19 protein-coding genes are annotated in these 26,645 nt (G+C 62.0%); 17 read left to right on the plus strand and 2 right to left on the minus strand.

The window, feature by feature from the left end:
- Window positions 1–114: 114 nt before the first annotated feature.
- The gene (locus DTP52_RS15730; protein ID WP_109754178.1) at window positions 115–1,116 is read left to right on the plus strand and encodes a FecR family protein; all 1,002 of its coding nucleotides are present in this window, start codon (window positions 115–117) and stop codon (window positions 1,114–1,116) included.
- A gap of 176 nt (window positions 1,117–1,292) precedes the next feature.
- On the opposite strand, the gene DTP52_RS15735 is transcribed toward DTP52_RS15730, so the two are convergent.
- The gene (locus DTP52_RS15735; RefSeq protein ID WP_109754179.1) at window positions 1,293–3,641 is read right to left on the minus strand and encodes an acylase; all 2,349 of its coding nucleotides are present in this window, start codon (window positions 3,639–3,641) and stop codon (window positions 1,293–1,295) included.
- A gap of 295 nt (window positions 3,642–3,936) precedes the next feature.
- Here DTP52_RS15735 and DTP52_RS15740 point away from each other — a divergent pair, with 295 nt between their 5' ends.
- A complete protein-coding gene (locus DTP52_RS15740; RefSeq protein ID WP_109754180.1) occupies window positions 3,937–4,317 on the plus strand; it encodes a fe2+ zn2+ uptake regulation protein in 381 nt (126 codons plus the stop codon).
- A gap of 9 nt (window positions 4,318–4,326) precedes the next feature.
- Here DTP52_RS15740 and DTP52_RS15745 read toward each other — a convergent pair whose 3' ends face one another.
- On the minus strand, window positions 4,327–4,515 hold the full coding sequence (locus DTP52_RS15745) for a hypothetical protein (protein ID WP_003202135.1): 189 nt from the start codon (window positions 4,513–4,515) through the stop codon (window positions 4,327–4,329).
- Between the two features lie 150 nt (window positions 4,516–4,665).
- On the opposite strand from DTP52_RS15745, the gene DTP52_RS31205 reads away from it, so the two are divergent.
- The 15 genes from DTP52_RS31205 to DTP52_RS15815 all read left to right on the plus strand — a co-directional run bounded on the left by DTP52_RS31205 (window position 4,666) and on the right by DTP52_RS15815 (window position 26,470).
- Complete coding sequence (locus DTP52_RS31205) at window positions 4,666–4,803, plus strand: hypothetical protein (protein WP_014338251.1); 138 nt, start codon at window positions 4,666–4,668, stop codon at window positions 4,801–4,803.
- 143 nt (window positions 4,804–4,946) lie between these two features.
- Complete coding sequence (locus DTP52_RS15750) at window positions 4,947–6,941, plus strand: methyl-accepting chemotaxis protein (protein ID WP_109754181.1); 1,995 nt, start codon at window positions 4,947–4,949, stop codon at window positions 6,939–6,941.
- A gap of 250 nt (window positions 6,942–7,191) precedes the next feature.
- Window positions 7,192–7,638 (plus strand): DUF411 domain-containing protein, encoded by a 447-nt coding sequence (locus DTP52_RS15755; protein WP_109754182.1) that lies wholly within the window; start codon window positions 7,192–7,194, stop codon window positions 7,636–7,638.
- Complete coding sequence (locus tag DTP52_RS15760; protein WP_109754183.1) at window positions 7,638–8,072, plus strand: YqaA family protein; 435 nt, start codon at window positions 7,638–7,640, stop codon at window positions 8,070–8,072. Before DTP52_RS15755 ends, DTP52_RS15760 begins: the two co-directional genes overlap by 1 nt.
- A gap of 85 nt (window positions 8,073–8,157) precedes the next feature.
- On the plus strand, window positions 8,158–9,189 hold the full coding sequence (locus tag DTP52_RS15765; RefSeq protein ID WP_109754184.1) for an alpha/beta fold hydrolase: 1,032 nt from the start codon (window positions 8,158–8,160) through the stop codon (window positions 9,187–9,189).
- A gap of 11 nt (window positions 9,190–9,200) precedes the next feature.
- A complete protein-coding gene (locus DTP52_RS15770; RefSeq protein WP_109754185.1) occupies window positions 9,201–10,163 on the plus strand; it encodes a D-2-hydroxyacid dehydrogenase family protein in 963 nt (320 codons plus the stop codon).
- 648 nt (window positions 10,164–10,811) lie between these two features.
- Entirely contained in the window at window positions 10,812–12,383 is a 1,572-nt protein-coding gene (glgA, locus tag DTP52_RS15775) for a glycogen synthase GlgA (RefSeq protein WP_109754186.1), read from the plus strand.
- A gap of 7 nt (window positions 12,384–12,390) precedes the next feature.
- A complete protein-coding gene (gene treZ, locus DTP52_RS15780) occupies window positions 12,391–14,193 on the plus strand; it encodes a malto-oligosyltrehalose trehalohydrolase (RefSeq protein ID WP_109754187.1) in 1,803 nt (600 codons plus the stop codon).
- Window positions 14,190–16,268: a 4-alpha-glucanotransferase gene (gene malQ, locus DTP52_RS15785; RefSeq protein ID WP_109754188.1), complete on the plus strand. Its 2,079-nt coding sequence runs from the start codon at window positions 14,190–14,192 to the stop codon at window positions 16,266–16,268. The genes treZ and malQ overlap by 4 nt, the downstream gene beginning before the upstream one ends.
- The gene (locus DTP52_RS15790) at window positions 16,265–19,051 is read left to right on the plus strand and encodes a malto-oligosyltrehalose synthase (protein WP_109754189.1); all 2,787 of its coding nucleotides are present in this window, start codon (window positions 16,265–16,267) and stop codon (window positions 19,049–19,051) included. The genes malQ and DTP52_RS15790 overlap by 4 nt, the downstream gene beginning before the upstream one ends.
- 20 nt (window positions 19,052–19,071) lie before the next feature.
- Window positions 19,072–19,413 (plus strand): DUF2934 domain-containing protein, encoded by a 342-nt coding sequence (locus tag DTP52_RS15795; protein WP_109754190.1) that lies wholly within the window; start codon window positions 19,072–19,074, stop codon window positions 19,411–19,413.
- Between the two features lie 206 nt (window positions 19,414–19,619).
- A complete protein-coding gene (gene glgX, locus DTP52_RS15800) occupies window positions 19,620–21,779 on the plus strand; it encodes a glycogen debranching protein GlgX (RefSeq protein WP_109754191.1) in 2,160 nt (719 codons plus the stop codon).
- 249 nt (window positions 21,780–22,028) lie between these two features.
- Complete coding sequence (locus tag DTP52_RS15805; RefSeq protein WP_109754192.1) at window positions 22,029–22,793, plus strand: PIG-L deacetylase family protein; 765 nt, start codon at window positions 22,029–22,031, stop codon at window positions 22,791–22,793.
- A 273-nt stretch (window positions 22,794–23,066) separates the two neighbouring features.
- A complete protein-coding gene (locus tag DTP52_RS15810) occupies window positions 23,067–23,831 on the plus strand; it encodes an endonuclease/exonuclease/phosphatase family protein (RefSeq protein WP_269154783.1) in 765 nt (254 codons plus the stop codon).
- A 179-nt stretch (window positions 23,832–24,010) separates the two neighbouring features.
- Window positions 24,011–26,470, plus strand: a complete 2,460-nt coding sequence (locus DTP52_RS15815; protein WP_109754194.1) for an autotransporter outer membrane beta-barrel domain-containing protein — start codon at window positions 24,011–24,013, stop codon at window positions 26,468–26,470.
- The last annotated feature ends 175 nt before the right edge of the window (window positions 26,471–26,645 follow it).

The following is a 26,645-nucleotide window of genomic DNA, read 5'->3' on the forward strand; positions in this document are numbered from 1 at the left end:
TAGGCTACGACGAATGTTTGAGTAAAAAACGGGCTCATTGATGCGTAAATGCCATGACGGCTGTTCTCGGCAGCTCATGCCGAAGGTTAGAATGCGGCAAACCAGGAAGAGTCAATGACCGAACATACCCTCTCGGAAGCCGAATACGACGCCATCACCGATGCCGCTGCCCATTGGTGCATGCGTTTGCATGCCGTCGATTGCACCGATGCCGAACGGCAAGCGTTCAAGCAGTGGCACGATGCCGATCCCCTGCATGCTTTCGAATACCAAGCCATGCTGGAGATCTGGGCGGTTGCCGATCATCTGCCGCGCGTCGAGTCGGCGCCGGCAGCTCCAGCGCCCCGCCCACGGTCGCGCTGGAGCCGCCTGGCGGTCGCCGCTGCGGTGTTCGTCGTGGGTCTGCCCATCGCCGCCTACACCGGCTGGAACCTGGGCTGGGTTGCCAACTCCTATGAGCGCTTCGAAGCCGGCGCAAGCGTACGTCACGTCACTTTGGGCGACGGCAGCGAGGTAGAACTCAACCTGGGCAGTGAGCTGGTATTTGCCAACTACAAAAACGAGCGTCGGGTAACGCTGGAAAAGGGCGAGGCGTTTTTTGACGTCAGCCATGACAAGCAGCATCCATTTGTCGTTCGGGCTGGCCAAGGCCAGGTACGCGTGACCGGCACTCGTTTCAACGTCTGGATGTACCAGGACCAGGTACGGGTCACCCTGCTGGAGGGCTCGGTAAGGGTGACCAGCAACCAGGCGTTCAGCCGTGACGGCCTGCCGCTTTCCCCGGGCATGCAGGCCAGCTACAAGGCGGGCGACCACCAGCCACAAGTCCGTGAGATAGCCCCCAACGACAGCTCACTGGCGTGGCGCAATGGCAAGCTGGTGCTGGATAACCTCGCCCTGAGCGACGCACTGCCGCTGATTAACCGCTACCTCGACCGTCCCGTCATGCTGGCCGACAACAGCACCGGCGGCCTGCGTATCGGGGGGGTCTACAACATCAGTGAAGTGCAGAACCTGGTGCCTTCGCTGCCCAAAGTACTGCCGGTCTACCTGACCCAGAACAAGGACGGCAACCCGGTCCTCAATTCCATCGGGCAACGGCCAACCAATAACTGAAACCTCCCCCGGTGGGGGCAAAGCTTGCTCGCGATAGCGGTTTTACAGCCTTATAGAGGTGATGTCTGTGACGACGTCATCGCGAGCAAGCTTTGCTCCACAGGCTCGCGATAACGGTAGGTCAGCCGGCATCCATCGGGGATGTGAGCTCCCCCTCGTCCACAGCCCAATAAAAGTTACTGCGTTACCACCCTGCCCGCCTCATCGCGCTCACGGATAATCAGCGCCTGATAGTGCGGGTCGGCCTTGATCTGCTGTTCGGTAAACGGCAGCACACTCCACTGCTTCTGCGAAAACGCCTGGGTCTGATCTGCCGAGTAAGGCGATGCCGGATCGCTGGAAATGGAAAAGGCCAACAAGCCCTGGGCCTGCGGACCTTTACCGTCGAACGTCACCACTTGTAGATAGCTGGTACCGCTGACCACCTCCCGCTTACCGTTCGCCCCCGGCACGCTCTGGATCGCGTTATAGATGCCCAGCTCCCCGGGGCCGCCATGGATCGGCGTTAGTCGACCGCCGCTGCTGGACACCTGGATATCTTGCCATTGGCTGTCCTTCGACAACCCGGCGACCTTCACCGCTTCCACCGAGGCCTGCATGGCTTCGCGCACGGCCTTGAGTACAGGCGGTCGCTCGATCGCCAGGCCTCGCGGGGTGTGTTGCGGGTCCTTGGGATCGAACGCGACGCGCCACGACCCCGGGGCAGCCCGCACCTCTTCCATGATGTGCTGGAAATGCACGAACCCCAGGCCGCTCTTCAGGCCGGCCTTACGATCCCAGGCCTTGAGGCTGGCACAAACCTCGACCAGGGCCGAAGCGTCCTGCCCCAGGTCACCGGCACAAACGCCGAGTAGATCCGGCATCACCTGGTCGGCCAGGTAAACCTGATCGTCCATGACCATGCGCTGCAAATCCTCCACCTTCACCGGACCATCCTTGGCCAGCGCGGCCATCCGTTCCAGCGCAAAACGCGCCCGCAGTCCCAGCGGCTGGCCTTGCTGGCTGATCAATGGGGAATAACCGGACAGCGGCTGCGACGGGTTGACCATCCAGGCCGAATCGTTGGAGTTCTGCACATAATCGCGGCGTAGCAACTGCGGAAGCCTGTCGGCGGCATAGATGCCTTTTTGCACGGCCTTGGCATCGATCCCCCAGGCACATCCGCTGCGAGCCCCATCCAGCACGATCAGTTGCAGCCCGGCCCTGGGATCGCTGCACCGGGCCAGTTTATCGGCGTCGACGTTCGGCACCACCGACACGTTCATGTAGAGGCTTTGCCCCTGATCGTCCACCGCCAGGGTATTGACCCAGGGAATGCCCTGGATCTCATGGACGGCGTCCTGCAAATCCTTGAGCGTGACCGCCTTGTTCATGGCGTACCACTGGGCCAGCACACGATCGTTTTCCAGGTTGGCATCCCGCAGGCTGTAGGCGAATCGGTTGTCCCAGTCCAGCCGGCCGGGCCATTGCACGATCGGGCCGAACTGCGAGCCATAGACCACTCGGGAAATCGTCTGCACCTGGTCGTCAGGTCGCTTGATGTCGACCGCGACCGTCTGCTGGCTCATCGGCACAGACTTGCCGTCGAGCAGGTAGCGAGTCGGATCCTTCGGGTCGAGTTGCAGGCGGTACAGGGTGAAGTGTTTTGAACTGTCGACAGTGTGGGTCCAGGCCAGATGCTGGCTGAAGCCGATGTTGATCATCGGCAGGCCCGGCAGGGCCGCCCCCATGACATCCAGCTTGCCGGGAATGGTCAGGTGCATCTGATAGAAACGCATGCCGCCCAACCATGGAAAATGCGGATTCGCCAGCAACATCCCGCGGCCGTTGAACGAGCGCTCACTGCCGATGGCCAGCGCATTGCTGCCACGCTCCAGGGCAAAACGCTGCTGGCGGGTTGCGGCGGCAGCGAAACCGCTGGCTGGAACACCCGTGAGTACCGTCGCCTGGGGCGGTTGTGCACCGGCCAGGGCCTCGGCGAATTGGCCGACGCCACCTTCCACCAACAGTCGACGGGTCAACTTGACCAGGTCCAGCGCCGTGATCGGCCGCACCCACTCGCCAGCGCATTGTTCCGGCAGGCCCTTGGCCTTGCGCTCGACCAACGCACGGTTGTAGCCCGCCACGTAGCCTTCGACCAGTTGCTGCACTTGAGGCGTCTGGGCCTGCCAGAAACCGGAAACCGCTTGCGGTGTGTTGAGCCAACTGAAAAACACATCGCTGACGCGGTTCTCCCGCTGTTCGACCGTGACTTGCTGCGGCCCGAAATAGCGCGAGCGCTGGGCGTTGACCGTGACGATCTCATTGGCCAGCAGGCACAGGTTGTCCTGGGCGTAGGCATAGCCGATGCCATAACCCAGCCCGCGCTCATCCTGAGCCCGGATATGCGGCACGCCAAAACGGGTGCGACGGATCTCGGCACTGGCCTGCTGCCCATCATCCTGCGCATTGACCACGGGACTGAGCCCGAGGGCGATCCCCAGAAAAGCGCCTGCGAGGCCAATCCTCGATAACTGCCCGGACATTCTCACGCTCACTCCTGATAAAAACTTCAGAAACCAGGACGGCTACCGGTGCGAAGTAGACAAACACTCGGCCCGCCTGGGAAATCACACGCCGCGTGCTGAGCCGGAATGTGCCTACCTTCAAAACGAACCGGATGAAAAAAAATTAATGGCTGGCAGCCGTTTGAATACGGGGGTTTGACGAAGCACGGGCAATTTTTTCACATCATGGTCCTCATGATTGCGAATCCTCGTTCGTCCTATTACAGGAGAGTATCCGTGACCTTTTCTGATCAGGCTTGTAAGGAGTTTTTGCATGCGTAACGCGCAACAGCCCATGGAGGGCAAGCCAAGGCCGAGCGGCGTCTCGCTGAGCGCCCCCCACCGTGTATTCGACAAGCCGGCAGATCGAGGCGGCAACGACCACATCAGGCGCTTGCTCAAGAGTTTCGGGCTCAGGACCAGCCTGATTCGCCTCAAAGTCATCGACGCGCTGCTCAAGGCCGCCAACGAAAATCGCAGCCTGGGCGTGCGCGGCGTGCACAGCCAGTTGTTGGGGCTGGACATTCCATTGTCCTTTCTCAGTGTGCGCGAGGTGTTGAAACGCCTGTGCAGCGAGGGAGTCGTCACCCTCAACCCGGATAAAAGCTACTGCCTGCACCCCAGTGCGATGGCCGTGCTCCAGGCCGAGGATTGAAGCCGGCGCTCAGGACTTGACCTTGCGCCGCATCACGCCGTTGATCACCACCACGATGACCGCCACGGCGATGGCGATGTATTGAAACAGCTGCTCGCTGATCATGCCCTTGCCTTGCATCCAGGACAGCCCCAGCATGATTGCCAGGACGACGAGGACGATCAGAATCGAGTATTTCAAACGTTGTGAATGAGTCATTACCAATTTCCTGAATGTATCCGTTCTGTATCCGAAGGCTTGCCAAGTCCCTACCGAATTGCGGGGATGACGGGCTGCCAACGGGGTCCCATGGTACAGCCGAAGGAGCGTATTCGCGCAACCGCGGCGGTTTATCATGAGGAATTATGTATGTTTCGTCGTATCAGCCTGTTGCTTGCCTTATTGTCCACCCTGACCCTGAGTGGCTGCCTGTTTTTCCCCCACGACCGCGGTCATGGGGATCGACCTGACCACCGTGGCGGCCCGGGCTTCGACATGCCCCGCTAATGCCCCTTGGCGAGGAAGCCGCTTCCTCGCCAACCTCTCATCCCACCTTGCCCTCTCCTAAAGCTGCGTCACCGCAGGCCGATACATACAGGACTGCCCATCCGCCTGCTGCAGAAAGTCGCCTTCGTGCAAGGACTCCCCACATGCCCTCATTCCGAACTATTCAGGCTCGCTACACGCTGTTCCTGATTGTATTCATGCTGGTGTTATCCATCCTGACCGTGGTGGGCATCAGTTATCTGGTCGCGCCCAAGTTGCGCCAGACCGAAGAGCAAGTGGCCTTGAACCGCATCGCCGAGGTCGCCGAGCAGATCCAGGGCGAACTGAACAAGGTGCAGGCGCAGCAACGCAGCATCACCCAGACCATCCCGCTGCTGGACAGCGATGCCATCGACAAAGTGTTGCCGGGGCTGGTGGATCAGTACGGCGAGTTGAAAGTCTTTGGCGGCGGGATCTGGCCGTTGCCCAACCAGCGGGCCGAGGGACGCAATAAATTCAGCACCTTCTGGCACCGCGACGCGTCCGGCAAGCTGGCGGTCAATACCTTCTGGAACAGTGACGCCGCGCCCAACTATTACGAACAACCCTGGCACAAGGGCGGCATGGCCACCCCGCCGGGCAAATGCGCCTGGGCCGCGGCCTATAAAGACGACGCCAGCGCCGAACCACGCACCAACTGCGCCATGGCCATCCAGAAGAACGGCGTGCCTTATGGCGTTTCCACCATCGACGTGACCCTGGGTTTCTTCAATGACCTGGTGGCACGCAAGGAAGCCGACCTGAGCGCCGAGATGCTGATCGTCGAAGGCGACGGCAAGATCATCAGCAACAGTTCGCGCATCAGCGGACCGATCGTACTGAAGAACATCAGCGAACTGGCGGCAACCTCACCATTCGCCGCCCAGGTCCAGGCTGGCCTGGCCAAGCGCGACCAGCCGCTGCAACGGGTCGAGTTCGACAACAAGGGCGAGGCCAGCACGTTTTTCATGCGCCCTATCGAGGGTTCGCCATGGTTCCTTGCGACCGCATTGCCAACCCGGCTGATCACCGCCCAGCGCGACGATGTACTGAGCACACTGAGCCTGCTGCAGATTCCGATGGTGATCCTGCTGGTATTGATGCAGCTTTACGCGATCCGTCAATTGACCCACCGCATGAAGGTCCTCAAGGGCAACATCGACGCCTTGTCCACGGGCGATGCCGACCTGACTCGACGTATCACTATCCGGGCCGAGGATGAACTGGGGGCGATCGGTCATTCGGTCAACCGCTTCATCGCTTACCTGCAAAGCATGATCGGCGAGGTCACCCAGGCCACTGGCGCCATGGCATCGAGCCTGGGCGATCTGCAACGGACCTCCGCCCACACCAGTGAAATCCTGATGCGCCACGCTTCGGAAACCGACCAGACCGTGACCGCCATCACCCAGATGAGCTCCACGGCCGAAAGCGTCGCGCAAAATGCGGCCGAGACCGCAGCGTTCACCCAGCGCGCCAACGAGCATGCCGACCGCTCCCGCGTAGTGGTCGGTGAGGCGTCCAACAGTGTGGTGGCGCTGATCGATGAAGTGGCCAGCGCCACTCGCAAGGTCGAGAGCATGCAACAGGACGCGCAGCGCATCACCGAAATTCTCGGCGTCATCGGCGCCATTGCCGGGCAGACCAACCTGCTGGCTCTCAACGCCGCCATTGAAGCTGCCCGGGCCGGTGAGCAAGGCCGTGGGTTTGCCGTGGTGGCCGACGAAGTACGTGCCCTCGCCGCCCGCACCCAGGCCAGCACCTCGGAAATCAACGAAATGCTGACCCGCCTGACACAAGGCGTGAGCTCGTCGGTCTCAGCCATGGAAAACACCCAGGCCAGTTGCCAGTCGGCCGCCGATGCCACATCCCGAGTCAACTCCGGGCTGGACGAAATGGCAGGCTCGGTCAGCCAGATCAACAGCCTGAGTACCCAGATCGCCACCGCCGCCGAGCAACAGAGCGCGGTGACCGAGGAGATCAATCGCAGCATGGTGCAGATCCGTCACATGGTGGAAGAACTGGTGGCAGGCGGCCTGGCCAGCGAGGCCAACACCCGGCAACTGCTGGAAGCCAATGCTCGGGTGAATGCGATCATGGGGCGGTTCAAGGTGCGCTGAATCTGCTCCCGCCACAAAACCTGTGGAAGTGAGCCTGCTCGCGATCGCGGTGGGTCAACTGCGGTGATGGCGCCTGTGCTGCCATCATCGCGAGCAGGCTCGCTCCCACAGGGTTCAGTGGTTTCCATTCCTCTGCGAATTGTCTCCCTCTCAACCTGACAATTGTGTAATCCCCGCCTCAGCCCCCTGTCAGCTCACGCTCGCTACTCTGTTATCCTCCCTTCAAACCGTTTGATACGAGACCACCTCCATGGCCCACCCCCTGCACTTGCTCGCCTTGAGCGCCCTGTTCGTCTCCACCCTGGCCCAGGCCGCCGAACCGGTCACCATTGATGTACACCGCGATGCCAATTGCGGTTGCTGCAAAAAGTGGATTTCGCATTTGCAAGAAAACGGCTTCAAGGTCAACGACCATGTCGAAGCCGACATGAGCCTGGTCAAACAGCGCCTGGGCGTGGCGCCGAACCTGCGTTCCTGCCACACCGCCGAGATCAACGGCAAATTCGTCGAAGGCCACGTCCCGGCCGACCAGGTGCTGGCGTTGAGCAAGCGCGATGACTTGCTCGGCGTGGCCGCACCGGGCATGCCCATGGGCTCGCCCGGCATGGAAATGGACGGTATGAGCGACGCTTATCAAGTGATCGGCCTGAAAAAAGACGGGACCCAAACCGTGGTGGCGGACTATCCGGCCCACTGATGGGCGAAGCCTACATCGGCCTGTTCCTCGCGGCCTTCGGCGCGGCAACCCTGTTGCCGCTGCAATCCGAGGCGTTGTTGGTCGGCCTGCTGCTCAGCCAGCGCCATGAAGCCTGGCTGTTGCTGGGGGTTGCCACGTTCGGCAATGTCCTGGGTTCACTGGTGAACTGGTGGCTGGGCACGCGCCTGGAGCACTTCAAGGACCGGCGCTGGTTTCCGGTCAGTCCCACCCACCTGGACAAGGCTCGTGGGCATTACCAACGCTTCGGTCGCTGGTCACTGCTGCTCAGCTGGCTGCCAATCATCGGCGATCCGTTGACCCTGGTGGCCGGAGTGATGGGCGAACCGTGGCGGCGCTTCCTGCTGCTCGTGACCCTTGCCAAGGGCCTGCGCTATGGCGTTCTCGCCCTGGCGACACTGGGCTGGATGGACTGAACGTTCGCGTCGTTCGATTGCCTGTGGTTAATGTCGCCATAATCGGGCCGCACCAGGATCGGCGGCGGCCATAAGGAGATTGACCATGTCCCGCATCACCGCGCGCTGGTTGCCCAGCCTGTTCCTCACCGCCGCCCTGCCCCTGCTCGCCCAGGCCGCCAACCCGCCTGAAGGCCCGGCCTACGGTGCGCAGTTGGAGGGCTTCGAATACCCCTACACCCTCAAGCATTTCGCCTTACAGTCCCAGGGCCAGTCGTTACAGATGGGTTACATGGACGTGCCAGCCCAAGGCAAGGTCAATGGCCGCACCGTGGTGCTGATGCACGGCAAGAATTTCTGCGCCGCCACCTGGGGCGATTCGATCAAGACCCTCAGCGAGGCCGGATATCGGGTCATCGCGGCGGACCAGGTCGGCTTCTGCACATCGAGCAAACCCGAGCATTACCAGTACAGCTTCCAGCAATTGGCAAGCAACACCCAGGCCTTGCTCAAGGCCCTCGGTGTGCAGAAAGCCATCATCCTCGGTCATTCCACCGGCGGCATGCTCGCCACCCGTTACGCCTTGCAGTTTCCCGACCAGGTCGAACGCCTGGCGATGGTCAACCCCATCGGCCTGGAAGACTGGAAAGCCTTGGGCGTCCCCTATCGCACTGTGGATCAATGGTACGCGCGGGAACTGAAAGTCACCGCCGAGGGCATTCGCAACTACGAGCGCACGACCTATTACGCAGGCCGCTGGAAGCCTGAGTTCGAGCGTTGGGTAGACATGCTCGCCGGCTTGAACAAAGGCCCGGGGCATCGCCAAGTGGCGTGGAACTCGGCGCTGATCTACGACATGATCTTCACTCAGCCGGTCTATTACGAGTTCAAAGAATTGACCGTACCCACCCTGCTGCTGATCGGCACCTCCGACACCACCGCCATCGGCAGTGACATCGCGCCGCCGGCGGTCAAGGCCAGGCTGGGTCACTACGAGGTGCTGGGCAAACAGGTGGCCGAGCTGATTCCCCGTTCGACTCTGGTGGAGTTCCCCAATCTGGGGCATGCCCCTCAGATGGAAGAGCCGGACCGGTTCCACAAGGCCCTGCTGGGCTGGTTGGACAAACCCATTCCCTGACGAGGTGTTCCATGGCGGTGCAAATAGCAGTCATAGACGATTGGCAAGATGTGGCACGTGGCGTGGTGGATTGGTCGGTGCTGGACCGCATCGGCCAGGTGACGTTTGTCCACGACTATCCCGCCGACCGCGACACCCTCGCCGAGCGCCTGCAGCGCTTCGAAGTGATCTGCGTGATGCGTGAGCGCACCTTGTTCGACGAAGGCCTGCTGCGCCGCCTACCCAATCTCAAGCTGTTGCTCACCGGTGGTATGCGCAATGCCGCCCTGGACCTCAAGGCTGCCGCCGAACTGGGCATCCAGGTGTGCGGGACCGACAGCTACAAGCACGCCACGCCCGAACTGACCTGGGCGCTGATCATGGCCCTGACCCGCAACCTGGTACAGGAAGCCAATGCCCTGCGCGCCGGCCTCTGGCAGCAAGGCTTGGGCGGCGACCTGCACGGCAAGACGCTGGCGATCCTCGGCCTGGGTAGCATCGGTACGCGGGTGGCGCAGTTCGGCCAGGTATTCGGCATGCGGGTGATCGCCTGGAGCCAGAACCTCAGCGCCGAGCGAGCCGCCGAAGTCGGCGTGACCTACGTCAGCAAGCAGGCCTTGTTCGAGCAGGCCGACATTCTTTCGATCCACCTGGTGCTCGGTGAACGCACCCGCGGCCTGGTGGATGCCCAGGCACTGGCCTGGATGAAGCCCGAGGCGCTGCTGGTCAACACCTCACGCGGGCCGATCGTCGATGAAGCCGCCCTGATCGACGCCCTCCAGCACCAGCGCCTGGCTGGCGCCGCCCTGGACGTCTTCGCCCAGGAGCCCTTGCCAGCCGCCCATCCCTTCCGAACCCTGGAAAACGTACTGGCCACGCCTCATGTGGGTTACGTCAGCCGACAGAATTACCAGCGGTTCTATTCCCTGATGATCGAAGACCTGCTGGCATGGGCGGCGGGCCAGCCGATTCGGTTGCTGACGCCGACGGGCTGAGCCCCGGCCCCAAATATCCTGAATACCTCTCTGTGGGAGCGGGCTTGCTCGCGAATGCTGTTTGTCAGCCACACATTTGCTGGCTGATACACCGCATTCGCGAGCAAACCCGCTCCCACAGGATAGTGTGCTTCCAGCGCAGACAATAGCCATCAAAACGCCTCTATTCCGCCCGCCCCCCAATGGTGCATCACGCCATTCCATCGCGCACGCCGATGACACAAGGCTGCCCCTTTACACCTTTTTGTTTTCAGGAAACTGCACTTCGTCGGTGCGTATCCCTCTTTGTCGTGTAGGAGATTGCCGACAAAAACCGTGATTGTCGGACAATGCGACGAACCGAGCCGCACCGCTCTAAGTTCTGACCTAGACTGCCTAACCGGGGAGAAAACCGACCGGTCATCCGGACGAAAAAAAGTCGAAACTTTTCGCAACGGCGACAGGTCAGGTTAGAGGTAGGGCAACAGCGACTGGTGCAGTCCTTGCACTGGTCATTGCAACAGCTCCTTCACAGCTGATTCGCTTCGCCGCATTGGGTAGCCGTTCGCTTTCCTTGCGTAGCGCTTGTGCGCCTGGCCGCAGGATTCGGCCAATGAAACAACAGCTCTGGCGCTTGCCGGAAACAGATCGAGAAAATGGGAGATATTTATGATCAGTGCTGCCTTGGAACCACAACAAGTCCGTTCGCAATTACCGCCGGCGGCCGAATCGCCAACGGCACCGGTGCTGGCCACCGGCGGCAAGGCACTGCTCCCCGTCGTTCGACAGAATCCCAACCGCAAGAAAGTATTGTTCGTCACTTCGGAAATCGCCGACCTGGTAAAGACCGGCGGCCTGGGCGACGTCTCCTCCGCATTGCCCCGGGCCATGGCCGGGCTGCATGATGTCCGGGTGCTGATCCCCGGTTATCCGCAAGTGATGAACAGCGGTAATCCGATCCACATCATCGGCGAACTGGGCGGCCACGCAGCACTGCCGCCCTGCAAGATCGGGCGCATGGACATGGCCGACGGCCTGGTGATCTACGTACTGATCTGCCCGGAACTGTTTGCCCGCGAAGGCTCCCCCTACGGCGCCAACAACGGTCGCGACTGGCCCGACAACCACATTCGCTTCGCCCGCCTGGGCCTGGCCGCCGCCGACATCGCCGCCAACCTCGCGCAGATCCACTGGTGCCCGGACCTGGTCCACGCCCACGACTGGCCAGCCGGGCTGGCACCGGCCTACATGCACTGGCGTGGGCAACGCACCCCTACGCTGTTTACCATCCACAACCTGGCCTATCAGGGCGTCGTCAGCCTGGCGTCCTGCCCGGAACTGGGCATCCCCGAGCACGCCCTGCAACAGGAAGGCATGGAGTTCTACGGCAAGCTGTCGTTCCTCAAGGCCGGGATGGCCTACTCCAGCCATATCACCACCGTCAGCGCCACCTACGCCCAGGAAATCACCACCCCGGCGTTCGGTTGCGGGCTCGACGGTTTCCTCGCGGCCAAGACCCAACAAGGCTTGCTCAGCGGCATCCCCAACGGCATCGATGAAAGCTGGGACTCGGCCACCGACACGCATCTGTTCCGCCAGTTCGCCATGGGCGACTGGGAAGGCAAGAGAGTCAACGCAAGCCACGTGCGTGAACTCTTTGGCCTCGATGACTCCACTGGCCCGCTATTCGCGGTGGTTTCGCGCCTGGTCTACCAGAAAGGCCTGGACCTGACCGAAGCGGTCGCCGAGTTCATCGTCGAGTCCGGCGGCCAGATCGCCATCATTGGCCGCGGCGAACCGGAAGAAGAACAGGCCATGCGCGAACTCGCGCTGCGCTTTCCCGGACGCATCGGCGTGCGCATCGGCTTCAACGAAACCGATGCGCGGCGGATGTTCGCCGGCAGCGATTTCCTGCTGATGCCGTCTCGCTACGAGCCCTGCGGCTTGAGCCAGATGTACGCCCAACGCTTCGGCTCACTGCCGGTTGCGCGCAATACCGGAGGCCTGGCAGACACTATCGAAGATGGCATCACCGGCTTCCTGTTCGATGAGTCCACCGTGGAAAGCTACAAACAGGCCCTGAGCCGGGCCTTCAAGGTCTTCGAGTTCCCCGACCTGCTCAACGCCATGCGCTGCCGGGCCATGTCGGCGCCGTTCAACTGGTGCAAGGCCGTCGAACCCTACGCCGAACTCTACGAACAGCTGGTGGCTAAGTCACTGGGAAAATCGGCCAGACAATGAGGTAACAATGACGTCAAGGACGCCTGAGACATGGACCCACGGGGCGGTCATGCTGGATGAGGAGCACACCCGCTTCGCCCTTTGGGCCCCGGATGCCTTTTTTGTCAGTGTCGAGCTCGACACTGGAGATTCAATACCGCTACTGCCCCAAGCCGACGGCTGGTTCATGATCCAGACCCGTTGCCCCGCTGGCACCGGCTACCGCTACAACATCGATGGCGAGCTGGAAGTGCCGGACCCAGCCTCTCGCGCCCAGGCCGGCGATATCGATCGCCACAGCGTGGTGGTCGACCCGCATGCCTATTCATGGCGGCACACTCAATGGTCCGGCCGCCCCTGGCACGAAGCCGTGATTTACGAATTGCACGTCGGCGCCCTGGGTGGTTTCAACGGAGTCGAGCAGCATTTGGCACGCCTGGCCGGGCTGGGCGTCACCGCTATCGAGCTGATGCCGCTGGCGCAGTTTCCTGGGGATCGCAATTGGGGCTACGACGGCGTCCTGCCCTACGCACCCCAGGCCTCCTACGGCACACCCGAACAGCTCAAGCATCTGATCGACAGCGCCCACGGCCATGGGTTGTCGGTCATCCTCGATGTGGTCTACAACCACTTCGGCCCCGACGGCAACTACCTGCACCGCTACGCCAAGGGCTTCTTTCGCGAAGACAAGCACACGCCCTGGGGCGCGGCGATTGATTTCCGGCGCCGTGAGGTACGGGACTTTTTCATCGACAACGCGCTCATGTGGCTCCTGGAATACCGTTTCGACGGCTTGCGCCTGGACGCGGTACACGCCATTGAAGACCCGGACTTTCTCCAGGAGCTGGCGGCCAGGGTGCGCGAGCAGGTAGACCCGGTCCGGCATGTCTGGCTGACCGTGGAAAACGAACACAACCAGGCCAGCCTGTTGGAACACGGCTACGACGCCCAGTGGAACGACGACGGGCACAATGCCTTGCACGTGCTGCTGACCGGTGAAACCGACGCTTACTACGCCGACTATGCCGAACAGCCGACGGAACAACTGGCACGTTGCCTCAGCCAGGGGTTCGTCTTCCAGGGCCACATCAATCGCCATGGCGAATCCCGGGGCGAACCCAGTGGGCACCTGCCGCCGAGCGCGTTCGTACTGTTCCTGCAGAACCATGACCAGATCGGCAACCGAGCCCTGGGCGAACGCCTGCATCAGCTCGCCGTGCCCCAGGCCCTGCAAGCGGCGACAGCCTTGTTGCTGTTGTCACCGATGATCCCGCTGCTGTTCATGGGCGACGAGGTGGCGGCCGAACAACCGTTCCTGTTCTTTACCAGCCACCACGGCGAGCTGGCAGAACTCGTACGCGAAGGCCGACGCAGCGAGTTCAAGGCCTTCAGTGCCTTTGCCGATCCGCAGAAACGCGAACAGATTCCCGACCCCAACGCGGCCAGCACCTTCGAGGCTTCACGCCCGAGCCTGGAATCGCAAGGCCCGGAGCAACAGGCCAACGAGGCGCTATATCGGCAACTGCTGAAAATTCGCCGTGAAGAAATCGTCCCGCGCCTGCCCGGAGCCCAGGCCCTGGGCGCCGATGTGCTGGGCCGTGGCGCCGTCAGCGCACGCTGGCGGCTGGGCGATGGCAGTGTGTTGCGCATCGACCTGAACCTGAGTGATCAGCCCGTCGCACACAGCGCCCCGGAAGAGGTACGCATTCTTTTCGAACATCCGCAGCCGCTCGAGGGTCTGTTGCAACAGGGCGTTCTTGCGCCCTACAGCGCGCTGGTCAGTCTGACGCAGGCGACAACCTTGCCCAACATCACTGGAGAGCGCCTATGAGCGATGCGCAACTGGAAATCCTCGCCGCAAGAGCGGGCCTGGCGGTGGATTGGATCGATGCCAATGGCCGGGCCCAGAAAGTCTCGCCGACCGTCTTGCGCTCGGTCCTTACCGGCCTGGGCCACCCAGCCGGCAGCGCCCAGGAAATCGACGCCAGCCTGCTGCAGTTGCAGGAAGCTCAACAGAACCATCAATTGCCACCGCTGATCACCGCCGACGTCGGGGCCAGCCTGGACTTGAGCCGCTACTTCGAGGCGGGGACGCCTTGCGAAATCAAACTCGAAGATGGCGCGACACTGAACCTGAACCTCGATGCCGACGCCAAGCTGCCGGGGATGGTCCCAGTGGGTTATCAGCATGTCAGCATCCAGGACCAGCATTTCACCCTCGCCGTCGCACCGGCCCGTTGCTACAGCGTGGCCGATGCGGTGGACGACCCGACACCACGGGCCTGGGGCCTGAGCGCACAACTGTATGCCCTCAGGCGTCCCGGTGACGGCGGCTTCGGTGATACCCAAGCCCTGGAGGAACTGGCACGGGTGGCCGGCGAGCGCGGGGCCGAGGCCATTGCCATCAGCCCGATGCATGCCATGTTCAGCAGCGACACCGGGCGCTACAGCCCCTACTCACCGTCGAGCCGACTGTTTCTCAACAGCCTGTACGCGGCGCCGGGGACCATCCTCGGCGAACGCGCCCTGCGCACCGCCATCGACGCCACCGGCCTGACCAATCAACTGCGTACCCTGGAAGAGCAGCCACTGATCGACTGGCCGGTCGCCGCCCAAGCCAAGCAGAAAATTCTGCGCGCCCTTTACGACGGCTTCAGCCAGGGCGAGCATCCGCTGCATGAAGACTTCAGCAGTTTCCGTCACACCAGCGGCGAAGCCCTGGAGAACCATTGCCGCTTCGAGGCCTTGCAGGCCGAACGCGCCGCCCGCGGCGAAAGCCTCGACTGGCGGCAGTGGCCGGAAGAATGGCGCGATCCGCGCAGTACGGCCTTGGGCCATTTTGCCGAAGAAAATGCCGATGAAATCGGCTTCCACGCCTTTTGCCAATGGTTGATCGCTCGCTGCCTGGAACGTGCCCAGAGCGCAGCCAAATCCAGCGGCATGGGCATTGGCCTGATCGCCGACCTGGCGGTGGGTGCCGATGGCGGTGGCAGCCAGGCCTGGAGCCGACAGGACGAACTGCTCGCTTCGCTGACCGTGGGCGCACCGCCCGACATTCTCAACCGCTCCGGCCAAGGCTGGGGGATCTCCGCGTTTTCCCCGGAAGGCCTGGTGCGTAACGGCTTTCGCGCATTCATTGAAATGTTGCGGGCCAACTTCGCCCACGCCGGCGGCTTGCGCATCGATCATGTCATGGGCTTGCAACGGCTCTGGGTGATTCCTAACGACGCCCCACCCTCCGATGGCGCCTACCTGTATTACCCGGTAGACGACCTGCTGCGCCTGCTGGCACTCGAATCCCATCGTCACCAAGCCATTGTGCTCGGCGAAGACCTTGGCACCGTGCCAGATGGCCTGCGGGAAAAACTCAGCGCCCGCTCGATCCTGGGCATGCGCGTGCTGTTGTTCGAACAGGACAACACCCACTTCAAGCCAATCCTCGATTGGCCGGACAATGCCCTGGCAACCACCAGCACCCATGACTTGCCAACGCTCAATGGCTGGTGGCACGGTCACGACATCGACTGGAACGCCCGGCTGGACCTGATCGATTCCCACACCGAAATGGACTGGCGCAAACACCGCGAGCGCGAACGTGAAGGCCTGCGCCAGGTACTGAACCAGGATCCGCAGAACTTTCGCGAGGAACACCGCGAAACCGACCAGGTACTGGATGCCAGCGTGCGCTTCCTCGGCCACACCCGCGCGCCGCTGGTGTTGCTGCCACTCGAAGACGCCCTGGGCATCGAGGAACAGGCGAACCTGCCGGGCACCATCGACACCCACCCCAATTGGCGCCGCCGCCTGACCCAGCAAAGCCAGGCGTTACTGGATGACCCGGACGCCGCCCGGCGTCTGGAAATACTCGCCTGTGCCAGACTTCAGGCGAACGAGCGTGACCGATGAAGCAGACATTGATCCAACCCCTGCGGGCAACATTGCGCCTGCAGTTTCATAAAGGCTTCACCCTGGACGATGCCATCCCCCAGGTGCCGTACTTCGCCGCGCTGGGCATCAGCCATATCTATGCCTCGCCACTGCTCAAGGCCCGGGCCGGCTCGATGCACGGCTACGATGTCGTCGACCCGACCCTGGTCAACCCCGAGCTTGGCGGCGAAGCAGCGCTCAAGCGCCTGGTCGCAGCCTTGCGCGAGCACCGGATGGGCTTGATCCTCGACATCGTTTCCAATCACATGGCCGTTGGCGGCAATGACAATCCCTGGTGGCTGGATTTGCTCGAATGGGGCCGCCTGAGCCCTTACGGTGAATTCTTCGACATCCAGTGGCACTCCCCGGACCCGCTGATGGAGGGCCAGTTGTTGCTGCCGTTCCTGGGCAGCGACTACGGCGTGGCGTTGCAGGAAGGCACCTTGAAACTGCGCTTCGATGCCGCCCATGGCCGCTTCTATGTCGAGCACTACGAACACCACTTCCCCATTTGCCCGATGTACTACGGCGAACTGCTCAAACCCGCCGAAACCCTGCCCGCCGAGCAAGCCGAGTCGCTCAAATCCCTGGCCGAGCGCTTCACCACGCTCAATTACCAGACCGATGCCCACACCCTCGCCCGCCCACTGCAAGCAGAATTGCAAAGCCTGGCGACAGATAACGGCATCCTGAGCGCCATCGAGGACAACCTGGGCGGCTACGACTCTACCCAGCCCCAGGGCTTCGAACGCCTGCATCAATTGCTGGAGCGCCAAAGCTATCGCCTGGCCAGTTGGCGCACAGCCGCGGACGATATCAATTGGCGGCGTTTTTTCGATGTCAACGAACTGGGCGGGCTGCGGGTCGAGCGTCCGGCGGTATTCGAGGCGACCCATGCCAAGATTTTCGAATTGATCGGTGAAGGATTGGTGGACGGGCTGCGGATCGATCACATCGATGGCCTTGCCGACCCTCGCGGTTACTGCCGCAAATTGCGCAGACGCGTCGATTCGCTTTCGCCGTCGCGGCACCTGCCGATTTTCGTCGAGAAAATCCTTGGCGATGGCGAAACCTTGCGACGGGACTGGAACATCGACGGCAGCACCGGTTACGAGTTCATGAATCAGGTTTCGCTGCTCCAGCATGACCCGGCCGGTGCCGAGCCCCTTGCCGAATTCTGGAGCCGGCACAGTGAGCGACCGGCGCACTTCATTGAAGAAGCGCGCCTGGCCCGCCAACAGATTCTCAATGGTTCCCTGGCCGGCGACTTCGAAAGCGTCGCCCAGGCCCTGCTGCAAGTGGCCCGGGACGATGTGATGACCCGCGACCTGACCCTGGGCGCGATCCGCCGGGCCTTGCAAGAGCTGATCGTGCATTTCCCGGTGTATCGCACCTACATTACGCCCCTGGGGCGGTCGGCCGAAGACGAAGTGTTCTTCAACCAGGCCCTGGAAGGCGCCCGGCAAACCCTCAGCGAAGCTGACTGGCCGGTGCTCGATTGCCTGGCCGGATGGCTCGGTGGGATGCCCTGGCGGCAACGTCCGCGCGGCAGCCAGCGTAAACGCCTGCGCCATGCCTGCGTGCGTTTCCAGCAACTGACCTCGCCAGCCGCCGCCAAAGCCGTGGAAGACACCGCGCTCTATCGCTCGGCAGTGCTGTTGTCGCGCAATGACGTGGGCTATGACACCGAGCGCTTCAGCGCCCCGGCCGAGGTGTTCCACCACGCCTGCCTTGAGCGACTCGAACACTTTCCCGACAACCTGATCACCACCGCCACCCACGACCACAAGCGCGGCGAAGACACCCGTGCCAGGCTGGCCGTACTCAGCGAGCGCGCCGACTGGTATGCCGCCTGCGTGGAGCAATGGCGCATCCTTGCGCCTTCGCTGCACAGCGACCCGTCGGCGCCTTCGGCCGGTGATGAGCTGATTCTGTACCAGGCGCTGCTCGGAAGCTGGCCGCTGGACCTCAACCTGCAGGACCACAAGGCCCTGGCCGACTACAACGAACGCCTGTGGCAATGGCAACGCAAGGCCTTGCGTGAAGCCAAGCTGCAAAGCAGCTGGGCGGCCGTCAACGACGCTTATGAGCAAGCGACGCAGATGTTTCTCGAACGGTTGCTGCTGGGTGATGAGGGGCTGCCGTTGCGCAGCGCCATCGCCGAGGCGGTCCAGGCCATCGCCCCGGCGGGTGCCCTCAATAGTCTGGCGCAAACTTTGCTGCGCATGACCGTACCCGGCGTACCGGACCTGTACCAAGGCAACGAGTTCTGGGACTTCAGCCTGGTTGATCCGGACAACCGCCGACCTGTGGACTTCCAGGCCCGCCGCGAGGCGCTACGGGCCGACAACTCTCCAGCCGCGCTGATACGCGATTGGCGTGACGGGCGAGTCAAACAGGCATTGATCGCCAGGACACTGGCCGTGCGAGCCGAGTATCCGTCGCTATGGCGCCAGGGCCGCTACCAGCCGCTGGAAGTGCTCGGCGAACAGGCCCAACGGGTACTGGCCTTCATGCGTGAGGACGGGCAACAACGGGCGATCATTGTCGCGCCTATCCATGCGGCGCACTTGCTGGAAAACAGTGCCGTGCCGCTGGTGGCTGCGTCGGATTGGGGCGATACCCGCGTGTCGTTACCGTTCGCCGCCGAGGAGGAAAAACTGAAGGGACTTTTTTCAAGTGCAACAGTCACACCCCAAAGGGAGCTGCTGATCAGCACCGCACTGGGGGATTTCCCGGTCAATGTCTTTATCCAATCTTGAGTTGAATCAGGAGCACTGCGATGAGTACCGACGATAAACGCATCCGCGAATTCGCCTACCAGATCTGGGAGTCCGAGGGTAAGCCCGCCGGACAGGAGAAACGCCACTGGGAGATGGCGCGCAAACTCGCCGAAGCCGAAGCCCTGGCGCCCAGCAAGCCTCCCAAGGCGGCGAGCAAATCAACGGCCAGCAAAGCGGATGGCGCCAAGCCCCCCGTGGCGACCAAGAGCACCGCTGCCAAGAGCGCTCCAAAAAGCGCGACCCCCAAGGCCAAGCCGGCGACCAAACCGGTCGCGACCACCGAGGCGCAAAAGCCTGCGGATAAAAAGCCCCGGGCGGCGCGCAAACCACCAGCGGTTTGATTCATCTCCCATCGGTCTCCTTGCCAGGTGGGAGCAAAGCTTGCTCGCGAAACAAGCGCATCGCTTCATCGCCGCAACCTTTGCTCCCACAGAGAGCAACTTGTCCCACACAGCGGGGATAACTCTCCTCGCCACGGGTGAAGGGGGAACCACCCCTCTCAAGTGAACCGCATCGCTATATCTGTCTGTCTTTTGCAGGAGCAACTATGACCCGTCCAAACAAAACCACGCCGCCGCCCGTTATCGAGGCTTCGCGGATTCGTGAGGGGCTGCCTTTTCCACTGGGTGCAACCTGGGATGGCCTCGGGGTCAATTTCGCGCTGTTTTCAGCCAATGCCACCAAGGTCGAACTGTGCATTTTCGATGATGCCGGCGAAGTCGAACTCGAACGCATCGAACTGCCGGAATACACCGACGAGATTTACCACGGTTATCTGCCCGATGCCCACCCGGGATTGATCTACGGCTATAGGGTCTATGGTCCATACGACCCGGCGAACGGTCATCGCTTCAACCCGAACAAGCTGCTGATCGATCCGTACGCCAAGCAGCTGGTCGGTCAATTGAAGTGGTCCGAAGCCCTGTTCGGCTACACCATTGGCCATCCCGACGGCGACCTCAGTTTCGATGAGCGTGACAGCGCCCCGTTCGTCCCCAAGTGCAAAGTCATCGATCCGGCGCACACCTGGGGCCACGACCATCGCGTCAGCGTGCCCTGGGACAAGACCATCCTGTATGAAACCCATGTGCGCGGCCTAACCATGCGCCACCCCGCGGTACCCGAAAACCTGCGCGGTACATTCGCCGGGTTGATGGTCGACGATGTGCTGGAGCATATCCGCAAGCTGGGGGTTTCCTCGGTGGAACTGCTGCCCATCCATGCCTTCGTCAATGACCAGCACCTGCTGCACAAAGGCATGACCAATTATTGGGGCTATAACAGTATCGCCTTCTTTGCCCCGGACCCACGTTACCTGGCCAGCGGCAAGATCGCCGAGTTCAAGGAGATGGTCGCCCACCTGCACGAGGCCAATCTGGAAGTCATCCTCGACGTGGTCTACAACCACACCGCCGAAGGCAACGAGCAAGGCCCCACCCTGTCCATGCGCGGCATCGATAACGCCTCGTACTACCGGCTGATGCCCGATGACAAGCGCTACTACATCAACGACTCCGGCACCGGCAACACCCTGGACTTAAGCCATCCTTGCGTTCTGCAAATGGTCACCGATTCCCTGCGCTACTGGGCCACGGAGATGCACGTCGATGGCTTCCGCTTCGACCTGGCGACCATTCTCGGCCGCTACCATGACGGCTTCGACGAACGCCACAGCTTCCTCGTTGCCTGCCGCCAGGACCCGGTACTGCGCCAGGTGAAGATGATCGCCGAGCCTTGGGACTGTGGTCCTGGAGGTTATCAGGTGGGGCACTTCCCGCCGGGCTGGGTCGAGTGGAACGACAAGTTCCGCGACACGGTGCGTGCCTTCTGGAAGGGGGATGATGGCCAGCTCGCCGATTTCGCCAGCCGCATGACAGCCTCGGGCGAGATGTTCAACCAGCGTGGCCGGCGTCCATACGCCTCGGTGAACTTCGTCACAGCCCACGACGGTTTCACCTTGAATGACCTTGTGTCGTACAACGACAAGCACAACGAAGCCAACGACGAGAACAACCAGGACGGCAGCAATAACAACCTGTCCTGGAACCATGGCGTCGAAGGCCCGACGGACGATCCGGAGATCAACGCGCTACGCCATCGGCAGATGCGCAACTTCTTCGCCACCCTCCTGCTGGCCCAAGGCACCCCGATGCTCGTTGCCGGCGACGAATTTGCCCGTACCCAGCACGGCAATAACAATGCCTATTGCCAGGACAGTGAGATCGGCTGGGTCAATTGGGACCTGAGCGAGGATGGCGCGGCGCTGCTCAAGTTCGTCAAGCGCCTGATCAAATTGCGCCTGACCTACCCGATCCTGCGGCGCGGGCGATTCCTGGTGGGTAACTACAACGAGGACATCGGCGTCAAGGACGTGACCTGGCTGGCCCCGGACGGCAGCGAAATGACCACTGAACAATGGCAGGACGGCCATGGTCGCTGCCTGGGGATGCTGATGGACGGGCGAGCCCAGGAGACCGGTATTCGACGCAAGGGCGGCGATGCGACGCTGCTGCTGGTGGTCAATGCACACCATGACATCGTCAATTTCAGCTTGCCGGAAGTCCCCGAGGGCAGTTTCTGGACCTGCATGGTCGACACCAACCAACCGGCCGTTCGAGGACAGGAGCGCTTCGAATTCGATTCTGAATACTCCGTCACCGGGCGCTCGCTGCTGCTGTTCGAACTGCAACGCGAAGACGAGGAGTGAAACACCCGCTGTAAGCTGCCATGAGGACCGCAAGGAAGCGGTTTTCGATGCACACCTGCCAGTTTGAAGAAAAAAATGCAGTGCAGATGCACATGTCACGAGACGAATCGGCTGAGATGGTCAATACTTCATATGCGGTAGTCTCCAGGATTCGGAGCGCTGTGAATCGCAGTCATGCCCACATCGGAACCACCGGACAGTAGGCCCGGTGCATGGCTGAAAGATTGAACACATACAAGGATGTCGCTTATGAAACCTGCCTCTCGCTTGCCTGGCCGACAGCATCCGCAAATCTGGAACAGTGCTGCGCAACTGGCCGATATTCCGATCATCAGTACCCAGACGCTCATTCCCGCCGGCGCCCGCGCGGTCATCCTCGCCCCCCATCCAGGCGATGAGGTCGGGGCCTGTGGCGGATTGCTGCAATTGCTGAGCAACCTGAACCAACCCATGTTGCTGATCTCGGTCACCGACGGAGACTTGGCCCACCCCGGCTCACCGTTGTGGACCGACGAACGCCTGCGTACACACCGCCCTCACCCCCAGGAAAGCGTGGACGCCCTGCATCGCCTTGGCATTGCGGCCAACGGCCTGCAATGGGTGCGCGGCGGCTTCCCGGAAAAGGCCCTGGCCGAACACGAGGCCGAACTGGCTAGCTTCATTGCTCGCCACCTGCGGCCCGGTGACGTGGTATTCAGCACCTGGCGCCAGGATGGCGACAGCGATCACGACACCGTCGGCCGCGCCGGGGCGCTGGCCGCCGACAAAGTCGGTGTGGCGTTCAACGAACTGCCGGTGTGGGCCTGGCACTGGCCAGTGCGCGAGCAAAATAAAATCCCCTGGCACCGGGCCCGTAAACTGCGCCTCGACGTCTGGACCACCGCCCGCAAGCGTCACGCCATGTACGCCTACGTCAGCCAACTTGCCGGCGAACCGGCGAGCGGCATCGCCCCACTGTTACCCAGGGTCATCCTTGACCGGATGGGCTTGCCCTATGAGATTGTCTTCATCTGAATACGCACCTGTAAAGCTGGGTTTGTTCGCGGAGGGCGGTGGTTCAGACACACCGCCAATCGCGAGCAGGCTCGCTCCCACATTGGATTTGCGGGGTACTGCAACATCTGCGCACGCCTGCGCCCCCTGTGGGAGCGAGCCTGCTCGCGATAGCGATCGGCAAGGATATGAAAAATCCGGAACTGCCGGCACCTTGGGTCAGTCGCATGAACAAGTACGTCTGATTCAGGAGTGAACGTGTCTCAAGATCCCGATTGGCGCGCCGTCGAACCAATGCCATCGGACGCGCCCGCGGCGGTTCATCGGCTGCGGATCCTGACGGTCAACACCCATAAGGGTTTCACCGCCCTCAATCGTCGTTTCATCCTGCCCGAACTACGCGAAGCGGTGCGCAGTACCGGCGCCGACCTGGTGTTCCTGCAAGAGGTGCTGGGCGAACACGACCGACACGCGTCACGCTACGACAACTGGCCCCAGACGTCCCAGTACGAATTCCTCGCCGACAGCATGTGGAACGATTTCGCCTACGGCCGCAATGCGGTCTACCCCGATGGCCATCATGGCAACGCTCTGCTCTCCAAGTACCCGATCCGCCAGTTCCGCAATCTCGATGTGTCCATCACCGGTCCGGAGCGGCGCGGATTGTTGCATTGCGTGCTGGATGTGCCCGGCCACGCCGCCGTCCACGGGATCTGCGTGCACCTGAGTCTCCTGGAAAGCCATCGTCAACTACAGCTCAAACTGCTCTGCCAACTGCTCGATTCGCTGCCCGAGGACGCCCCTGTGATCATCGCCGGCGACTTCAACGACTGGCAATTGCGGGGTAACCTCACCCTCGCCCGCCATGGCTCCCTGCATGAAGCCTTCGAGCACCACCACGGTCGCCCGGCCAGGACCTACCCGGCCCGTTTCCCGCTGCTGCGCCTGGACCGCATATACCTGCGTAACGCCAGCAGCCACGCCCCGCAAATACTTGGGAGCAAACCCTGGACGCACCTGAGCGATCACCTGCCACTTTCGGTGGAAGTGCATTTGTAAGGCTGATCCTGGCTGCTGTTTCTGCGCAGTGACCTGTAAGTTCTGACAGTAGCGACGCCCTTTATTCGTTGCTAGGGTGCCATCCCATACAGCGAGCGTTGCCAGGCCCTGTGTGCCATCTGTTGTGCAACCAATGCTGGAACCGGCATTTGCGAAATGCCGATGCAGAGGGATAGCACATGATTCGGCACAACAAACGACTCAATCGGCTGCTCAACGCTTTATGGGTATCGGCCCCTTTCCTGTTCCCCGCACCGGCCGCCATGGCAGCCTGCACGCTGGCACCAACCGCAGGCGATGACACCTATGTCTGCGACAGCGGCACCAGCCCCGGGCTGACGGACCTTGCAGGTAACAACAGCCTGACCCTGCCCGCCAACGGCAGCGGCGTCATTTCCGGCGACGTTACCTTCGGCACCGGGCTCGACCGCATCGTGATCAACGCCAACGGCGTGATTGATGGTGACGTCGAGCAAGGCGCGGAAGCCGATTATTTCGAGATGAATGGTGGCAGGATTCTCTCCCTGGCTCAGGGCGACGGCCTCGATGAGTTCCTGATGACCGGTGGGACCATCGTCGATGCGTTCGAAGACGGCGACCACGCCGAGATGACCGGCGGCACCATTGGCCGGGTCGACATGAAACTCGATGACAATGTTTTCGATATGTCCGGCGGAAACATCATCGGCAACCTGGTGACCGGTTTCGGCCAGGACACCATCATCCTCTCCGCAGGACGGATCGGCGGCAATGTCAGTGTCAGCGGCGGCAACGACAGCATTACCGTCAGCGGTGGCGAAATCCTCGGCGAAGTCCGGGCCAGTGCCGGCGATGACCAGTTCCAATGGAGCGGCGGCCTCATTCACTCGGCCATCCTGATGGGCGAAGGCAGCGACACGGCATTGCTGAGCAACCTCGATGAAACCCTGCTTGCCACCACACCCAGCCTGAACGGTGGGTTGGGCCAGGACGTGTTGACCTTCAGTGGCAGCACCACCAGCACTGGCGCCCGTTATCTCAATTGGGAAACGGTCAACCTCACCCAAGGCTCGCAACTGGACCTCAACGACACGCTGACCTTGGGTGACAGTGCTACCGGCACCGGGACGCTCAACATCGAAAGCGGCAGCACGCTGACGGCGACCCAGGGCGTCATCGCCCCTTTTACTGCCGGACAACTGGCGACGCTCAACAACGCCGGCACGGTGGACCTCACCCAAGGCAACACCCGCACCAACGATACCCTTACCGTCCAGGGCAACTACGTGGGCAACAATGGCCAGCTGCATGTGCAAACGGCAGTCGGCGCCGATGGCTCTGCCAGTGACAAGTTGGTGGTCAATGGCGGGACGCTCACCGGCAGCACTGCCATCACCGTCACGAACCTGGGCGGCACAGGCGCACAGACGACCCAGGACGGCATCGAAGTGGTCCAGGCCCAGGGTGGCGCGGTCAGTGACGCCAGCGCCTTTTCACTGGCGCAATCCGTCTCGGCCGGTGCGTTCGACTACCGACTGTTCAAGGGCGGTGTGACCGGCAATGAAAACAACTGGTACCTGCGCTCTACCGTGGTCGCCGGGCCGGTACCGGCGCCTATCCCGACGGCGCCTCCCGCACCAGGTGCGCCACCGGTCCCGACGCTACCGCCGTTGCCAACTGCGGTGCCCGGCGCGGCACCTATCCCGTTATATCGCCCGGAAGTGCCGACCTGGTCAGTATTGCCTCCAGCGGCGGCGCAACTGACCCTGATGGCCCTGGGCACGTTCCATGATCGCCAGGGCGACCAGCGCCTGCTCACGGAAACTGGCGCGTTCGGCGCGGGTTGGGGCCGGGTCTACGGCAAGGATCTGGAGCAAACCTGGGCCGGTACGGTGACGCCGCGGTTCGATGGGTCGATCAAGGGGTTCCAGGTGGGCAACGATCTGTACAGCTCCCTGCTGTCCGGCGGCCAGACCCAACGCATTGGTTTCTTCGTCGGCCACACGGAGCTGAACGGCGATGTCAAAGGCTTCAACCTGGGTTTCGAAGATCGACACGCCGGCAAGATAGAACTCGACGGCGACAGCTATGGACTGTACTGGACGCTCACCGACCCTACCGGCGGCTACGTCGATGCAGTGGTGATGGGCACGCGACTGAACGGTGACAATCGCTCCGAACGCGGCTTGAAAATCGACAATCGTGGGCACGCCCTGACTGTTTCGGCGGAGGCCGGCTATCCCTTCGCGGTGAACGCCAACTGGGTCGTCGAACCCCAGGCCCAGATCATCCACCAGAAAGTGTCCCTGGACACGCAAAACGATGGGGTCTCCAAGGTCGAGTTCGATTCCGACGGTGCCTGGACCGGCCGTCTCGGGGCTCGCCTCAAGGGCCGCTACCAGGTCAGCGGCATGCCCGTGGAACCCTACCTGCGCGCCAACCTCTGGCACACGTTTTCCGGCACCGACTCGGTGACGTTCGACGACACCGAACGGGTCGAGACCCAACAGCGCGCGTCCACCGGTGACCTCGGGATTGGCGTCACCGTGAGCCTGGCGCCCACAGTCGCCATGTATGCCGGCGCGGACTACAGCCAAAACTTCGACAGCAACCAGCAACGCGCCGTGGCCGGCAGAATCGGCTTACGGATCAGTTGGTAGACAGGAACCCCGACGGTGATTTGACGCCCAAATATGATCCGAAATAAGCAATTGAAATCAGCCTCTTATTGAGGCTGATTTCAGCCTGCCATTCATCGTCCATTTTCTTGACGCAGTGCCATCAGTCTTCTTGACTACACGGTACTACCCCCGGAAATACAGTCAGGGGCAGGCC

The sequence above is a fragment of the Pseudomonas sp. 43mfcvi1.1 genome, from assembly GCF_900115935.1.
GTDB classification, from domain to species: domain Bacteria; phylum Pseudomonadota; class Gammaproteobacteria; order Pseudomonadales; family Pseudomonadaceae; genus Aquipseudomonas; species Aquipseudomonas bijieensis.

Excerpts from the sequence above, each read along its gene's own strand:
- DTP52_RS15730 (WP_109754178.1), top strand. The coding sequence starts at position 115 with ATGACCGAACATACCCTCTCGGAAGCCGAATACGACGCCATCACCGAT.
- DTP52_RS15735 (WP_109754179.1), bottom strand. The coding sequence starts at position 3,641 with ATGTCCGGGCAGTTATCGAGGATTGGCCTCGCAGGCGCTTTTCTGGGG.
- DTP52_RS15740 (WP_109754180.1), top strand. The coding sequence starts at position 3,937 with ATGCGTAACGCGCAACAGCCCATGGAGGGCAAGCCAAGGCCGAGCGGC.
- DTP52_RS15745 (WP_003202135.1), bottom strand. The coding sequence starts at position 4,515 with ATGACTCATTCACAACGTTTGAAATACTCGATTCTGATCGTCCTCGTC.
- DTP52_RS31205 (WP_014338251.1), top strand. The coding sequence starts at position 4,666 with ATGTTTCGTCGTATCAGCCTGTTGCTTGCCTTATTGTCCACCCTGACC.
- DTP52_RS15750 (WP_109754181.1), top strand. The coding sequence starts at position 4,947 with ATGCCCTCATTCCGAACTATTCAGGCTCGCTACACGCTGTTCCTGATT.
- DTP52_RS15755 (WP_109754182.1), top strand. The coding sequence starts at position 7,192 with ATGGCCCACCCCCTGCACTTGCTCGCCTTGAGCGCCCTGTTCGTCTCC.
- DTP52_RS15760 (WP_109754183.1), top strand. The coding sequence starts at position 7,638 with ATGGGCGAAGCCTACATCGGCCTGTTCCTCGCGGCCTTCGGCGCGGCA.
- DTP52_RS15765 (WP_109754184.1), top strand. The coding sequence starts at position 8,158 with ATGTCCCGCATCACCGCGCGCTGGTTGCCCAGCCTGTTCCTCACCGCC.
- DTP52_RS15770 (WP_109754185.1), top strand. The coding sequence starts at position 9,201 with ATGGCGGTGCAAATAGCAGTCATAGACGATTGGCAAGATGTGGCACGT.
- glgA (WP_109754186.1), top strand. The coding sequence starts at position 10,812 with ATGATCAGTGCTGCCTTGGAACCACAACAAGTCCGTTCGCAATTACCG.
- treZ (WP_109754187.1), top strand. The coding sequence starts at position 12,391 with ATGACGTCAAGGACGCCTGAGACATGGACCCACGGGGCGGTCATGCTG.
- malQ (WP_109754188.1), top strand. The coding sequence starts at position 14,190 with ATGAGCGATGCGCAACTGGAAATCCTCGCCGCAAGAGCGGGCCTGGCG.
- DTP52_RS15790 (WP_109754189.1), top strand. The coding sequence starts at position 16,265 with ATGAAGCAGACATTGATCCAACCCCTGCGGGCAACATTGCGCCTGCAG.
- DTP52_RS15795 (WP_109754190.1), top strand. The coding sequence starts at position 19,072 with ATGAGTACCGACGATAAACGCATCCGCGAATTCGCCTACCAGATCTGG.
- glgX (WP_109754191.1), top strand. The coding sequence starts at position 19,620 with ATGACCCGTCCAAACAAAACCACGCCGCCGCCCGTTATCGAGGCTTCG.
- DTP52_RS15805 (WP_109754192.1), top strand. The coding sequence starts at position 22,029 with ATGAAACCTGCCTCTCGCTTGCCTGGCCGACAGCATCCGCAAATCTGG.
- DTP52_RS15810 (WP_269154783.1), top strand. The coding sequence starts at position 23,067 with ATGCCATCGGACGCGCCCGCGGCGGTTCATCGGCTGCGGATCCTGACG.
- DTP52_RS15815 (WP_109754194.1), top strand. The coding sequence starts at position 24,011 with ATGATTCGGCACAACAAACGACTCAATCGGCTGCTCAACGCTTTATGG.